Source organism: Nocardia sp. NPDC052316 (assembly GCF_044547795.1).
Lineage (GTDB): Bacteria > Actinomycetota > Actinomycetes > Mycobacteriales > Mycobacteriaceae > Nocardia.
The window spans coordinates 267,917-283,929 of record NZ_JBIUBB010000007.1; the positions used below are offsets into that span (position 1 = coordinate 267,917).

Annotated in this window: 4 protein-coding genes; all 4 read right to left on the reverse strand. The window is 68.5% G+C overall.

From position 1 onward, the window contains the following. Window positions 1-9 precede the first annotated feature (9 nt). Genes ACIHA7_RS32775 through ACIHA7_RS32790 form a run of 4 tightly spaced genes read right to left on the reverse strand, consistent with a single transcriptional unit; the run spans window position 10 to window position 15,852 of the window. Complete coding sequence (locus tag ACIHA7_RS32775) at window positions 10-1,239, reverse strand: hydroxymethylglutaryl-CoA synthase family protein (protein WP_397294953.1); 1,230 nt, start codon at window positions 1,237-1,239, stop codon at window positions 10-12. Then, window positions 1,236-1,934 (reverse strand): thioesterase II family protein, encoded by a 699-nt coding sequence (locus ACIHA7_RS32780; RefSeq protein WP_397294955.1) that lies wholly within the window; start codon window positions 1,932-1,934, stop codon window positions 1,236-1,238. Before ACIHA7_RS32780 ends, ACIHA7_RS32775 begins: the two co-directional genes overlap by 4 nt. 2 nt (window positions 1,935-1,936) lie before the next feature. Continuing rightward, window positions 1,937-3,163 carry a beta-ketoacyl synthase N-terminal-like domain-containing protein gene (locus ACIHA7_RS32785; RefSeq protein ID WP_397294956.1) on the reverse strand — a complete coding sequence of 409 codons (1,227 nt, stop codon included), beginning with the start codon at window positions 3,161-3,163 and terminating at the stop codon, window positions 1,937-1,939. Beyond that, window positions 3,160-15,852 (reverse strand): amino acid adenylation domain-containing protein, encoded by a 12,693-nt coding sequence (locus ACIHA7_RS32790; RefSeq protein WP_397294957.1) that lies wholly within the window; start codon window positions 15,850-15,852, stop codon window positions 3,160-3,162. Before ACIHA7_RS32790 ends, ACIHA7_RS32785 begins: the two co-directional genes overlap by 4 nt. Between the last annotated feature and the right edge of the window lie 161 nt (window positions 15,853-16,013).

Here is a 16,013-nt window from a genome sequence, read left to right on the forward strand (position 1 = left end):
TTCTCGGGTTCAGGCGAAGCGGTAGTGCCGTTCGAAGCCTTTGATCGATTCGAGTACCGCTGACCCCGTTCCGGCCAAGCATTCTTCGTACAGGTCCCGATACGGCTCGACTGCGATGTCGGCGTGCTCGACGCCGCTGAATCGCTGCTCCGCGAGTTCGCTGATGAGTTCGTAGGTCGCCATATCCAGTTCGCGCCGCTGTCCGATCGCGCCGTTCATTCCGATCGGGCCCGGCGCACCGGCCGCGTTCTCACCCAGTGTGCCGCTGTAGAACTCCGAGCAACACCCAGAGCCGTAGGAGAACAGCCCGATCCGCTGACCCGCCTCCACTTTTCCGTGCACGAGCATCGAACACAGCGCCAAGTAGAGCGAGGCACTGTAGGTGTTGCCCACTTCCTGAGCCAGAACCAGGCTGCTCGCGACGGCGTCGTGAAAGTGTCGCGTTACCTCGTCTCGGGACAGGCGTGCGTGCTTGCGGGTGAGCGTGCGGTGCGCGCCGACCACCATGCCCGCAAAGGGCGTGTGGAAGACCATCCGATCGAAGGAATCGAGGGTGCTGCCCGGATTCCGTTGGCAGTACATCGCATACGTCTCGTCGAGACAGGTCAGGTAGGACAGCAGCGACAGATCGGAGTTGCCGGACTCGATCTCCGGCCGGGGCCGCAGCGTGTCCATCACGTGGAAGGTGAACAGACCGCTGCGACCGAGATCGATCTCCAGGATCGCCGGATCACGCCCGACCAGCATTGCGATCGCACCCGCCCCCTGCGACGGCTCCCAGTAGCTGTCGACGTCGATCCGCGCCGCCGCGTCGGTCGAGATGACCAGCGCCCGTGCGTGGGGATTCGCCGACGTGGCAACCAGTGCCGCCGCAGCGTGCAACGCGGCCGTCGCGCCGTAGCAGGCGTGCTTTACTTCGAAAGAGCGGCAGCGCCTTGGCAATTCGAGCAAGTCGTGAATGTAGGTACTGATCGGCTTTCCGAAGTCGAGCCCGGACTCCGTGCCGACGACGATCAACTCGATGTCGGCGATGTCGGCCGGTGACATCCTTTTCAACAGCGGTAGCGCGGCGTTGACGCCATTGGTCACCGGATCCTCGCACGGCAGGTTCACCGACTTGCGGTGCATCATCAGATTGGTGAGCCGACCGCGGTCGAGGCCTCTGGCGTCGAACAGCATCCCGACATCGAGGGACGCGCGCCCGATATACCCGTCTATATCGTGGATTCCAACGGTCATCGTGGCGTAGGCCCTTCCAAGTCGTCGTACATGGCCGAGAGAATCGCGGTGCCGTGCTCGCGCAGGTAGAAGTGGCCGCCAGGGAAGACGCGCGCACGGAACGAGTTCGTGGTGATGTCGCGCCAAGCCAGCACATCGGTCACCGACACGGCGGGATCCTGTGCGCCGGTGAACGCCGAGACCGGAAGGGGCAGCGCGGGATTCGTCGGTGCCACATAGGTTTCGTGGACGGTGAAGTCGGCACGCAGGCTGGGCAGAAAAGCTTGGAGCAGCGCGGGATTCTCGACGACTTCGCTCGGGATTCCGCCCAATCCCACCAGGTAGTTCAGGAATGTCTCGTCGGAGGCGGCGTGCACCGGCGGCCAGATCGGCGCGCGGTTCGGCGCGCGGCGACCGGACACGGCCAACAGCCGAGGCAGCCGGCTGCCCTGCTCGTGCAGCCTGCGGGTGAGCTCGTAGGCCACGCCGGCCCCGAAGCTGTGCCCGAAGAACGCGTAGTCACCCACCAGTCGCGGACCGAGAGCGCCGACCAGGTAGTCGATCACCTCCGTCATGCGGGTCGGCATGCGTTGCTGTCGGAGCGCCTCTCGACCGGGCAGCACAACGGGAATCACGTCGAGCGCTGCGGTCGGATGGCGCCAGCCGCGGTAGGCCAGTGACCCGCCGCCGGCATGTGGGAAGCAGAAGATTCGCATCACTACCTGCCGAGCACCAGGCTGGTATTGAAGCCGCCGAATCCGTAGCTGTTGGTCAGCGCCACGGCATCCGGAGCAAGGGGCGTCCCGAGGCTCGGATGGCGCAAGTTCGCCGAGATCGGCGTGGCCAAGCCGATCGTGGGGTGCAGTACGCCCACCTCCAGTTGGGTCAGGGTGGCGATACACTCGACCAGCCCCGACGCGGCAAGCGTATGGCCCGTAATCGATTTCGTGGCATTGAGCCAAGGCGGTACCGCTACCTCGCCGAATACCTCGTCCAGCGCGGTCATTTCAGCGCTGTCGCCGACCAGCGATCCACTCGCATGCGCGTTGACATAACCGATGCGGTCAGAAGTTATACCGGCGGCCGCTATTGCTCGGCGCATGACATCGGACTCGACGTCGGCATCGGGTTCCGGGCCGGCCGAGGCGTGCAGGCGATGGGCCCACCCGCGCACCTCGCCATAGGTGCGGAGCCGACCCCGCCTCGACGACGAACTCCGCTCCAGGACAACCGCGGCGGCCGCCTCCCCCGGAATGAACCCGGCTCGGTCGGCAGACAGCGGAACGCTCATCGCGTCCCAGCTCAAGGCCCCCGCGTTCGCCAAGGCCCGCAGCTCGACCAACGCCGGTGCCCCCACCGATCCGACAACAACGCAGATGTCCGCCTCATCGGTCGCGAGCAAGCGGCAGCCGGCGATCAGCGCCGCGTTCCCGCTCGCCGAAGCCGCACCCACCTGCAGCCCTGGACCGGTGATCCGGAGCACCTGGCTCACCACCGAGAGCAGGTGCGAATCCATCAGGCTCAACGACATTCGCGGCGACACGTACGTCTCGCGGCCGGCGAACCTGGCGCCGGCCTCGTGCATGGCCGCGGAAGTCAGATTATTGCCCGCCGCCACCAGCGCGATTCGCTCCGGCGGCACAGCGCCGTCGAGCCCCGCGTCGTCCCACGCCTCGAGCGCGGCCAGCACACCCGCACGCACCGTTGCTCCGGATCGCGCGCAGGCGTCCCGGGCGCGACCGGCGATTTCCGCGTTCGGGTACCGCGCGAGCGCGCCCGCGAAGTCGAGCGGGGGCAGCGGCGCCCGGTACGCGGGGCCGTCCGGTTCGGTCATCGCACGGATGCCGGTCCGCCCGCCGAGAATCGCCGCGGCGAACGCCGCCCGGCCGACGCCGACCGCGCTGACCAGACCTAACCCGATCACGCGCGGGTACGGACGACTCATGCGCCACCACCGAGCAATGCCGAGATCTCGCCGAGGGTCATCGTCTTGGCGAAGTTCGACACCGGAATCTTGACGCCGAGCGACTCCATGGCGCGGATCAGGACCTCGGCCCGTTCGATGCTGGCCAGACCCAGGTCGGACAGGGTGCTGTCCGCTCGGACCGCGGCTGCGGGCACCTCCGGCGCGACCTCGGCAACGGCGCGCACAAATTCTCCGAGCAGCGCGGGCTCTGGCTCAGGATCCAACGGTTCCGAGCCGAGTTGTGCGGCGCTCGGGGCCTCCGCCAGGTCGAGCAAGAGAAGGGAGGTTGTTCTTGCGTCGGAGTAGCCGGGTCGGCCATTCGATGCGGGGCGTGCCGCGACCGGCCGTTCCCTCGGTAGCGGCTGCGGCACCGTCGCCAGTGCGGATTCGGTTGCCGCAAGCCACATTCGAGTCCGGCGGTAGACCGGTGCCGCCAGTGGCTTGCGGACGCCGCGCCAGTCCGGGTCCGGTGCGGAGATGACGGCGTGCGCATTGGTGCCACCGAGACCGAACGCGGAGACACCGGCCACCCGTTCGACGTACCGATCGGGCCACGGGATCGCCTCGATCGCCGGAAAGAACGGCGAGGCGGCGAAGTCGAACCGCGGGTTCGGCTGGTCGCAGTGCAGCGTCGGCGGGATGATGCCGTGCTGCACCGCGAGAATCGCCTTGACCAAACCCGCCGCGCCCGCGGCGCCCAGCAGGTGCCCGATGTTGGACTTCACGCTGCCGACCGCGCACGACTGCGGCGCCACGGCACCGTCGAACACATTGCTGAGCGCTTTGAGCTCGATGGGATCACCGATCAGGGTCGCCGTGCCGTGCGCCTCGACCATGCCGATCTGCGCGGGCGTGCGACCGCTCGACCGCAACGCGCGCCGGACAACTCGCTCCTGACCGTCGATGCTCGGCGTGGTCAGACCCATCGTCCACCCGTCGTTGCCGACCGCGACACCGTCGACGACCGCCCGAATCGTGTCGCCGTCGGCGATCGCATCCTCGAGCCGCTTCACCAGCAGCACGGCGCACCCCTCCCCCGGGACGAAACCGTCGGCCTCGGCCGAGAAGGTCCGGCACGCACCGTGACTCGACAACGCGCCCATCGCCGAGAACTCGAGATAGGGCTGCTCGTCGAGCAGGTACTCCGCGCCGCCCACCAAGGCGACCGAGATGTCACCCTCGAGCAGGCTCTGCCGGGCCAGCGCCAGCGCGGTCAGCGGCGATGAGCACGCGGTGTCGACCACCAGTGCCGGGCCGTGCAGGTCATAGACGTGCGCGGACAACGCGGCGATGAAGTTCTGGTCACCTCCGGCACCCGCGTGACCGTGCTGCCGGATCGAGCGCCTGCGGTAGTCCGACATTCTGGCGCCGATGAAGACGCCGGTGGCGGAGCCTGCGATCTCTTCGCGCCGATAGCCTGCGTCGGCAAGGCAGGCGTCCACACCTTCCAGCACCAGCCGTATCGTGGGATCGATCGAGATGCCTTGCGCCGCGGTTAATCCGAACGCGTCCGGGTCGAAAGTGTCGACACCCGAGACAAACCCACCCCACCGGCTGTTGGTCCGGCCCGGGCCGGACGCCGCCGCGTACACCGATTCGACGTCCCACCTGTCCCCGGGTACCTCCTGGATAGAGTTAATGCCGCTGAGCAGGTTCGACCAGAACTGCTCGAGCGTGTCGGCGCCCGGGAACCGGCACGACATCCCGACGACGGCCACGCGCCCCCGGCCGGGCTCTCGCGTCACCCGCGCACCGATGTCGGAGTGAACCTGCCCCGCAGCGGGATTCGCGGTGACCGGCGGAGAGTCACCGAGCATGCCCGCAATCCCACGCAGCGTAGGGTGTGCCAGCAGATCCGTGGGCGCCACCGGCCGGTCGAGCAATTTCTCCAACGCGACAGTGAGTTCGGCGAGCGCGACCGACCCGACGCCGAGGTCGTGCAGCGCGGCGTCCGGGTCCAGGTCGGCACCGGCGAGTCCGAGCACCTCCTCGAACACCTTCGTCAGCGCAACGGGGATCTCGCCGGTCGATTCGTACTGCGGGCCGGCGGCCGCATCGGGTTCGCGTGCCGTTACCCGGGGCAGCTCGAGCAGCCTGTCGAGTTCGTGGCGTGCCCGCCCGGTGACCACCACGGTGTGCGATGCCAGTCGCCCATCCATCGCCAAGTCCAGCACCGCCAGGCCGTCACCGACGCTCAACACGTCCAGGCCGATGCCACGGGTGTCTCCACCGACCATCCCTCCGGTCTCCCACTCGGGCCAGGCAATGGCGACGACACCGGGTAGCTGGTGCCGTACCGCCGTCTCGTCGAGATAACAGTTGGCCGCCGCGTAGGCGCTGACCCCGGCTGCCAGGGCAGGGACGGTGGCCGCAACCGAAGAGAACAGAATGATGAAATCCGGCTGTTCCCTTTCGATTTCGGCGCGGTTCGGCGATTGCCAAAGTCCGCATTTGGCATCGAATACTCGCAGCTGCTCCGCCAGGTCCGCGGTGGCGAGCTCGCCCACCCGCGGCATCAGGCCCGCGCAGTGCACCACGCCCGCCCATGGTCCCCAGCTGTCGGTGACCCGCCTGCACAATGTCGCCAGCTCAGGCGCGGCGAGGTCGCCGATGTACAGCTCGACCTGCACGCCCGCCGCGCGGAGCTGATCGATCCGGCGGTGGATGCGCTCCGCGCGCTCGCCGCTCGCACGTTCGGGAACGACACGAGCACCGCACAGCACGATCCGCCGAGCCCCGCGCGCGGCGAGGTGGCTCGCCACCAACAGACCCAGCCGACCTGTTCCTCCGGTCACCAGGTAGGGCCGCTCCGGATCGAGCGGGCGAGCTCGGCCCTCCCGGGGCGCAACGCTCGCCAGCGTTGCGAGATGCCTTATGCCGCTGCGATATTCGACGCGGAATTCCGGACTTCCGACCTGGGCTTCGATCCGGCGAATCAGATCGGGACCCGTCTCATCGGTGGACAGCAGGGTGCCGTGAAAGGTCGGCGCTTCCGCGGTGAGCGCCGAGACCAAGCCGGCCTGGCCGGATGCCGCGGCATGGCGCTCGTCGGCGTGGCCGATGTGCAGCCAGCGAACCCGGCGTCTCGAACGCGCGGCTGCTCGCACCAGCTGCCATCGCGCGCCGCGGTGGGTACCCGAATCGTCGCCGAGATCGCAGATATCGACGATGGCGTCTGCTCTGCGGCTGAGATCGTCGAGGAGTTGCCGCGCCGCAGCGTGATCCGTGGGAAGACTGTCGACGATGAGGTGCCCCGCGGCGGCGATGTCGGTGCGCAAGCCGTGACCGGGGTCGGCCGCGACGAAGACCAAGCGCGGCCTGGTGTGCGGAGCGGCGGGTTGCGCGGCCTGCGGAACCCATCGCACCTCGGCCAGCAGTACCTCCGACGACAGTCCATGGTTCCCATGGCCTTTCGACACGTCGTCCGCCCAACCGGTACCCGGGTACCGAATTGCGGGGTTGTACCAGTGCGGCTCGGGCTCGAACGGATAGGTCGGAATATCGATTAGGCAACCGGACGAATTCGCGGGCAGCGCGGCCCAATCGATCGACTCGCCGGAAAGCCATCGCGCACATAGCAATTCCGCCTCGGTCCTGGCAGAATCAGGCTTCGCGGGTGTGGGCGACCCGGTGAGGAAGAGCCGAAGCGAGTCGCGGACTTCCGCGATCGAGGACGACACGACGGCGAAGCGCTCGACCATGGGCTGGCGGCCGACTTGCAGGGTGAACGCGAGGTCGCGTAGCCGCACATCTTTGTCGCTACGCCGAGTACCGACCGCCGCAGGTCTTGCCGACCGATCACCCAGAGCGCGGGCGATCTCAAAGGCCAGCTGGTCCGGGCGCGCCGACTCGAGCAGCTGCTCGATCCGTTCGAGTACCACCGAATCGCTCTGGCGCGCCGCGGGATCGACCACCTCGACCGCGCCGCGGTCCAACCACGCGAGCAGCCGCTGCGCGCTCCGCCGCAGCGCCGACGCGCTCTTGGCGGACAGCACGATGACCTCGGGTCCCGCATCGGCCACCGCAGGCGTGGCCCGGACGACCGGCGCCTCGGCGACGACGACGTGCGCGGTGGCGCCACCCGCGCCGAATGAGCTGACACAGCCCACCCTCGGCACTTCGGTGTGCCCGTCGGTGGCGCTCGCCGGCCACGCGGTTCCGTACTGCTGCACGTGGACGGCGGCGGCGGTCCAGTCGACGAGCGGATTCAGCTCTGCCGCATGCAGTGTCGGTGCCAGCCAGCGGTGCCGCAGCTGCAGGATCACCTTGATCAGTCCGGCGATGCCCGCAGCTCCCTCCAGATGACCGATATTCGACTTCACCGACCCGATCGGGCGGGTCGGGCGGCCCATTCCGAGCACCCGGTTCACCGCCTCGACCTCGATCGGGTCACCGATCCGGGTTCCGGTGCCGTGCGCCTCGATATAGCCCACCTCGGCGGGCTCGACGCCCGCGTTCGCGAGCGCGGTTCGCATCACGGCGGCCTCGGCCGCGGGATCAGGCACCTGATAGCCGTTCACCCGGCCGGTGTGCCCCACCGCCGTTCCGCGGATGACGGCGTGGATGCGGTCACCATCGGCGACCGCCCGCGCGAGCGTCTTGCAGACCAGCACTCCCGCGCCCTCGCCCGGCACAATGCCGTCGGCGCCCGAACCGAACGGCTGACAACGGCCGCGCGCCGACGCCATCCCGAGCTGGCGCTGCTCGATGAGGCGCATCGGGTGGATGACGAGGTTGACACCCCCGACCAGCACGACGCCGCACTCGCCCGCATGCAAACTCTGGCAAGCGAGGTGCACCGCGGTGAGCGACGCCGAGCACATCGAATCCACGGTCATGCTCGGTCCGTGCAGGTCGAAGGCGTAGGACACCCGATTGGCTATTCCAGCCGTGGACGAACCGGTGCTCACCAGACGGCCCTCGGTTCGTTCCTCGACTCCGACGAACGAGTAGTCGCTGTACATCGTGGCGGCGAAGACACCCACCGAGCCGTCGCACGCACGCTCGAGGCGAGCCGGCGGATATCCCGCGTCCTCGAGCGCCGCCCAGGCGACCTCGAGAAACACCCGCTCCTGGGGATCCATCAGGTCGGCGTCCATCGGGGTGATGCCGAAGAACCCGGCGTCGAACTGCTCGGGCGCATCGAGGAATCCGCCGCGCAGAACTTCTTCGGGCCATTCGTAACCCTTGCGACCCGGCGGCATGGACCCCACGGCATCGACTCCGTCGCGCAGCAGTCGCCAAAAGGAGTCGAGATCGGAGGCGCCCGGGAAACGGCCTGCCATTCCTACGACGGCAATATCGGCAGCGGAACTCGCGACAGGTTTCGGCTCGGTGCCGACCATGGTTTCGCGCTCGACCGAGACGGCACCGGCGACCGCCTCGCGCAAGGTGCGATGGGCGAAGAACGCGGTCGCCTCGATCGGCAGGTCACGAGCGGTCAGCGCGGCGGCGAGACGCTCGAGCGTAAACGACGACCAGGCACTCGACTCCAATGGTGTGTCCAGTTCGCCTTCGTGCGGCTGTCTACCGGTTGCTTCAACGAAGGCGGCTACGAACCGTGCCGACACTTCGCCGTCCAGGTTCCCCACTGCCGCGGCACCTGCGGGGACTGTGCGGCGATCCTGCGGTAGTCGCGTCCGTAGCAGCGCCGTCCTCGGCAGCGGGATGAGTTGGCCAGGCGCGGTGTCGGGAGTCCAGCTCGCGAGCGATCCCCGCAACCACAGCTCGAGGCGTTCACCGTCGTCGCGTCCCGGCTCGAGCTGGCCGCGGCGGGTGTGGTGGGCCAGGTGCTGATCCGGAAACGCCAGCGCGGCTTCGATATTCGCCCGCAGTTCGGCGACGGTCCGGGCCTGGCAGCCCCACCGCCAGTGCAGCGCCGTCCGCCCGCGTTGGGTGCTGAACGCCAGGTCGTCCAGCGAGACATCTGCGGCGGCATCGGTGGCCAGCCACTCGCCGAGCCGGCTCAGGGAAGCGATCAACTGGTCACGAGTGGCTCCGGACCAGACCACCGCTCGCGGCCGACTCGGCTGCGCATCGCGGTCACCGCGATCGTTGTGCCGATGGTGCGCACGCAGCAGCAGATGGGCGAATCCACCGCCGGCAGCGAAACCTTGGACGACAGTGAGCGGTGTGCCCGCGCTCAACGGCTCACCTGTTCGGCTGACCCGCACCGGAAGATACGGCCATGGCACCATCGGATTCAGTTCGTCCGAGGCCGGTGTCGGCAGAATCGTGCCGGTGCCAATCTGTGCGACGACACGGGCGAGCTGCGCTATCCCCGAGGCCGCCTCCGCATGCCCCAGAGTTGATTTGACGGTGCCGATCGGCAGGGGCGCACCTTCGGCGGCTCGCTCACCGAGCACCCGCGAGAGCGCCTCCACCTCGGCCGCGTCGGCCAGCGCCGAACCCGCGGCCGCGCACTCGACGTATCCGATGTCGTCCGCTGTGGCGCCGGCCCGGGCGAGCGTCTCGTGCAGCGAGCGGACCATGCCTTCGACCGACGGTGATTCGAACCGCTGCCCGCCGCCGTGGTGGCCCGCGTGCGAGGCTTCGATGACAGCGAGCACGGTGTCGCCGGCCGACTCCGCCGCGGGCAACGGGCGCAGCACCACGGCACCGACCGCTTCGCCTGGCAGCCACCCGTTCGCCGCCGCGGCGAACGCCGGAAGATAGTCCGCGTCGGGATGCTCGGCTACCAGCGACCATTCGCGAAGCAGATCGAGGTGACTGTCGTGCAGAATCAGATTCGCTCCGACGACCACCGCAGCCGAGCACTCCTGGTTCGCCATGCTCTGGCGAGCGAGATGGATCGCGGTCAAGGTGGAGCAGCACCCCGCGTCGACCGCGATACTCGGGCCGTCGAAGCCGAAATGGTGCGAGATGCGCTGGCAGATATCAGAGCTCAGCGTGCCCGCCCGCCCGTGCGTACCGGCGGCGTCTCCGCTCTTGTCGAAGTCGTGCCACATGGTTGCCACGAAAACGCCGATGCGACCGGCCGAGCGCGTCAGCTGATCGCTGGTGTACCCGGCGTCCTCCAGCGCCGACCACACGCTCTCGACCGCAAGCAGCAGCTGCGGATCGGTCCTGGCTGCTTCCAGCGGAGTCAGGCCGAGCAGCTCGGCATCGATGCGGTCGACGGAGTCGAGCCAGCCGCCTCGACCGCTCACTCCGCCGGATCGTCCCGGCCCCAAACCACTTCCGCTCGTCTCGAGCAACGTCGCCAGACCGACCTCCTGGCAGCCCGGCAGCATGGCGCTGAGGCCGATCAACGCCGAGGTCGACTCGTTCATCCGTGCCGTAGTGCTGCGAGACCTTTCGTCCCCGCCCGACGCGACTGGAACCCGCGTGGCGCCCCCGAGCAGCGAGCAGAGAAACAGGTGGTGTTCGCCGAGGTCGAGTGCGGCTCGCAGCGGGGCGAGCGAGACCTCACCGATCGGGCACAGACCGAGGCCGAGCTCGGCTTGGTGTTCCTGCAGCAGCTGCGTCATGCACCCGGCTTCGATCGCTAGATACCGAGCAGCGTTTTCGCCGTAGAGGGGCTCGATACTGTCGAGGGCGCCGACCAAGTAGATCTCGAACGCCGCGTGATCGAACAGCTCTCTGTTGTAATAGAAATGGGCCTCGCGGGGCAGACCGGCTCCGACGCGTTCGAACTCGTGCGTCTCCGGCCGGTAGTAGTAAGTGCCGGGCGCTATACCGTTCACTCGGCCGTCGCGCACGAGCACGTAGGTTTGCACCCCGTAGCAGTCACCGGCCGAGGGGTAGCGAAAGCGCTGCACTCCGGGCGAAGGTGCCGCCAGCAGGGCAAGCAGTTCGCCCAGTACGGCGACTTCTATTGTGCCCTCTGCGAATTCGCGAATGCTCTGACGAACGGTCTGGTCGCCGCCGGTGCGCCGAGCAAGCGGAATCGTCGATCGGCCCGGTTCCGCGCGGCGTCTGTTCCGATGCTCCGCCTTGAACGCGGCACGGCTGGCCGACGAGAAGAAGTCGATCTGCGCCGTTCCGCTCACAGCAGCGGCTTCAGCTATCTCGTCCGCCGCCGCATCCGGTAGGTGCGCAACCTCATTCGCCGACGCGGCCGGGCCGGAGTCCGCCAACGCGGCGGCGATGCCGCGCAAGGTGGGCTCCGCCAATACCTCCGCGACGCCGATCGGGCGCCCGAACAGGCCCTTGACGTCTTCGGAGACCTTCACCAGGGTGAACGACGTCGCTCCTTGATCCCAGATGTCCGCGTCGGGATCGATCGGATAACCAAGGGCCGCAGTGAAAGCCGCGACCAGTTCGTCGAGTGCCGCGACATCGCCGTACCGCCGCACCGGATCCGGCGCATACTCGGCGCCCCGTACCGGCCACGGCAAGGCGTCGCGGTCCAGCTTGCCGTTCGCGGTGACCGGAAAGACCTCCAGGCAGACCAGGTGGTTCGGCAGCATGTATTCGGGCAGGGATTCCTTGCAGGAACTTCTGATCGCCGCCAGGGTGACCGTCGCCGCCGAAGTCCGCACGTAGGCAACCAACTTGGTGTCGCCGATGTCGTCTCGCCTGGCCAGCACCACCGCATCCAGCACGTCGGGGCACTGACGGACGTGGTGCTCGACCTCGGCCAGTTCGACCCGGTAACCGCGGATCTTGACCTGATGGTCGGCGCGCCCCGCGAAGACGAGCTGCCGGTCGGCTCCGAGGTAGGCTCGGTCGCCGGTGCGGTACATGCGGGCACCCGGCCGATCTCCGTGCGGGTCCGCGACGAACGCGCGAGCGGTCAATGCGCTTGCGCCCCAATACCCCGCGGCGAGGCAATCGCCGGCGATGTAGAGATCGCCCTCGGCCCCGATAGGGCACGGCGCCAGGCCGTGGTCGAGCACGTAGTACCGGGCGTTGTCGATCGGTCGGCCATAGGGGATGCTGCGCCACTGCGGGTCCACCTCGTCGACGGTGAAACGATTCGACCAGACGGTGGCTTCGGTCGCACCGCCCAGGCTCTCCACCTGAACGTCCGGGCTGACCTGGCGCAGCGCCGCGGGCAGATCGAGCGGGGTGTAGTCGCCGCTGAGAAAGATCAGTCGCAGCTGCGGAAGCGGGTCCCGCAGTAGTGGGCGCAGTTGTGCCAGGGCCGCCGGCGCGGAGTTCCACAACGTAATGCCCGCAGCCAGGATCCGCTGCAGCGCCGCCGGGTCGCGACGCTCCCGCTCGTCGGCGACGTATATTCGCGCGCCGACACCGAGCAGCCCGAAGATGTCGAAGACGGACAGATCGAAGCCGAGCGCCGCGACCGCAAGCCCGTAGTCCGCGCGGTTGAATGCGTATGTGCGCCAGCACCATTGCACCAGATTCGCCACACAGCGGTGACTGACGGCAACGCCCTTCGGCGTGCCGGTCGTGCCCGAGGTGAAGATGACATACGCGAGCCGCTCCGGGTCGTGCCTCGGCGCCGTCCACCCGCCGCGCACGGCGGCGTCGCCGTACCGTGCGGGAGAAACGTCGACATGCCGGACCGCAACCTCCGGCCAGGATGCGGCGCTCGTGTCGCCGAGCGCGATCGTCGCGCCGGTCTGCTCGAGCACCGAACGCAGCCGCCCGATCGGAATCGTCGGCTCCACCGGCACGTATGCGGCACCGACCTTGAGAACGCCGAGGACGGCGGCGACCATGGCGGCGCCACGGTCACATCCGACCACGACGAGATCGCCTGGCACCACGCCGAATTCGTGCAACTCGGCGGCGATCCGGTCGGCCCACCGGTCCAACTCGCGGTAGGTGACCCGATCCGACGCGGTGACGATCGCGACAGCAGCGGGCTCGGCGGCCGCCGCCTGTTCGAATCGGGCGTGCGCGGCGAGTCCGGCGTCGAAGGAGCGCTGAGTTCGATTGAACGCGTGGATCACCTGCCGGTACTCGGCGTGCGTCAGCCGACCGCGCGGCGGAGTCGGCGGCGCAACATCCGCAGCCAAGCTGTGCACCATCCGCGAGTAGCGCGCGAACGCGGCCACCTCCCAGCCGTCCGCGAAGGCAGCCGGATCGATATCCCAGCCGAACCGAAGAACCTCTCCCGCACTGACACTGACGCAATCGAGGTGCACGCCCGGCGTCGCGCTGCCCCACGCGGCCAGCCGATAGTCCTGAGCCAACGTCCATCGCGCGGCGTCGACATCGCAGGTGAAGACCAGCGTCGCAGCCGCAGCCCCGGTGGCTGCTCCGCGGTGCAACCGGCGGCGCACGCGTAGTCCTTCGACCTCGTCGGCCGCCAGGTCGGCGGCGAGCATCGAGTGCAGCTCGGCGGCGAGCTCGCGCACCGGCACGGCCGGTCGGGTGGCGGCCACCCAGCTGAGGCGGGTCAGGCCGGTGGAATTGGGGTGCTCCCCCCACCGCACGACGGTGACCGGCACCTCCGTGTCCAGCTCGTCGGCGCAGGCGGTCAGGAACGCCGCCAATAGCAGAGCGTCGACCGTGCAGCCGACGTTGTGGGCGGTGTGCCGCAACCCGGCCAGGTCGGCAGGCACACCTTCGAGTCGCATGCGCCCTGCCGATGTGCCGTGCACGCTCGGCGCTACCGCGTCGCCGAACCGGTCGTGCAGCGCGGTCAACCGCGCCTCCCAGTGGTCCGATCGGCAGGCCGGTGGGCCGGCCCGCTGCTGGTCGAGTATGTCGATCGGCGGTCCAGCCAATCGGCCCAACGGCTGTGCGCCACTGAGCATTCGCATCAGCTCACGGGAGAGGAAGTGACACCAGGGCGCGTCGACCACCGAGATATCGAGAGCGATATGGATCTGTGCGTGGCGTTCGTCCACGCTCGCAGCGACCGTTGCGGCGGGCCACGCACCCAGAGGTCGGCTACGTCGCAGCAGCAGTGCGCGCACCGCGGTGTGCACATCGGCACGCTGCACACCGTCCGCAATTATTCTGTCCCAACCGATTTCATGGACCACCGGCACCCGCCAGGCCGCCGGTGGCTCGGCGAGCTTCACCAGGCTGCCGTTGCGCGCGAGCCCGACTGCGAGGAGTTCGTAGGTGCCGAACCAAGCGGCAACCGTCTCGTCCAGCCGGTCCAACGCGGCCGACGGCACGTCATAGGAGAACGTGACGTTGCAGCCTCGAGCCGTGTCGGCGTCGGTCCGGGCAACGACGTAGGACTCCTGCAGAGCGGTCGGAGCAACCGGTAGTGCGACGGTTGACGCACCGAAACTGCGCAGCAGATTCTCGAAATCGGCCATGGCGATATCGATCGGCGTCGGCCAAGCCCGGGGATCGGCTACATCCCACCGAAACCGCAACGCACCGTTGTCCTGCCACACTTGGCAGTCGAGGGCGATGCCCGCGGTCTCCACGGACTCCCACTCGATGCGATGGGCGAAGCTGTCGGCATTGCGGGCCGGAACGGCGTCGATCATGCTGGTGAAGGCGAGGCCGATATCGTCGATCGCTTGGTGCGCAAGGTCTTTCGCCGATCGCCGGGCCGCGCGTGCCACCGCTACCGCAGACAGCTGCGGATGCTCCAGGCCGCGCCACACCTGTCCGTGTACAGCCGCCACCAACTCGGCCAGCTCGAGCCGATCGTCGGCGACAACCGGGATCGACGAGCTGAAGGGGCCCATCGACGTCTCCGATCCCCGGGCGAGCCAGGGACGGCTGCTCAGCGTGACAGCAGCGAGCACGCTGCCGCCGAGAGCCCGCACCTGACTGACGAGGAAAGCCGCCGATACCGCGCTGGACGCGCTGATCTCGTGCTGCTCGGCCCAGCTGCGCACCGCCGCCCACTCTGCCGTTGTCAGCGACCCGGCCACACTGTCGCGCCGCTGGCCCGATGGTTTGGGTGGCGCAACGCAACGTGGTGCTATACCGCGCAGCTCGTCGAGGACTTCGCCGCACACTGGATCGAGTGGTGCCGTTGTCCGGGCAGTCACAGTGTCGATGGCGGAACGGATTCCGCCGACGGGTGGGGCGGGCAGTGGCCGCCCGCCGTACAGCGCCCCCCACTCGGCCAGCAGCAGCTCAGTGCTGTAACCGTCGAGCAGCAGCATGTCGAGCGTCAGGTGCACGACCGCGTCACCACGCTCGTCGACGACAACCATGGCGACCACCGCGGGGTACTCCGACGCTGCACCCGGGCGGTCCGGTGTGTCGGGCCGGGACCGGGCATCCGGGTCCGATGGCTTGCGGACAACGGTCAACAGCTGCCCCGGGTCGACGGCGTCGACCTCGAGCAGGCCTGCGGCGGTCACCACCGACCGCAGCGCCTGGTGCCGCGCCGCCAGCGCATGCCACGCGGTGACCAGGTTGTCGATGTCCACGGCGGGCAGCCGCAGCCTGACGTACTGCCGGCAGCCGACGGCGTCGACGGTCAGTGTCGCGTTCGTGCCGATCAAATAGGCCTCTTGCTGTGGGAGCAACCCGTTTCCGGCCGTGGGTTCGCCGCCGATGTCGGGCTCGATGGTCCCCTGTCGCGTCGCCGTGGCCGCGGCCACCTGCCTGCTCAACTCGTCGAGTCCGGCGACCCCGGTCAGGGCTTGCAGGTCCAGCTCGACGCCGAACTCGGTCTCGAGCTCGACCCAGAAGCGGGTGACCGCCAGCGACGAGCGCCCGGCGAGCAAGGACCTACCGTCATCTAACGGATCGATGCCGAGCGTTTCCCGAACGACTGCTTCGACGCGGGTTCGCACCTGCTCGAGATCCATCCGGCAGCCTCCTGAGCCACTCGAGTTTCTTGGGACAGCGACGCGCGCGACCACCGCACAACTAGGGTGCGGGCGGCTTCCCAGAGCCTCTCCCGCCGACGCCCGATCGGTCGGCCCGGAGTGGGCTTCCTGAGCGGATGCACATTTTTGCGCCCTCCGGC

What these genes read in the sequence shown, in the direction of transcription:
- ACIHA7_RS32775 (WP_397294953.1), bottom strand. Translation starts at nt 1,239, where the DNA reads ATGACCGTTGGAATCCACGATATAGACGGGTATATCGGGCGCGCGTCC.
- ACIHA7_RS32780 (WP_397294955.1), bottom strand. Translation starts at nt 1,934, where the DNA reads ATGCGAATCTTCTGCTTCCCACATGCCGGCGGCGGGTCACTGGCCTAC.
- ACIHA7_RS32785 (WP_397294956.1), bottom strand. Translation starts at nt 3,163, where the DNA reads ATGAGTCGTCCGTACCCGCGCGTGATCGGGTTAGGTCTGGTCAGCGCG.
- ACIHA7_RS32790 (WP_397294957.1), bottom strand. Translation starts at nt 15,852, where the DNA reads ATGGATCTCGAGCAGGTGCGAACCCGCGTCGAAGCAGTCGTTCGGGAA.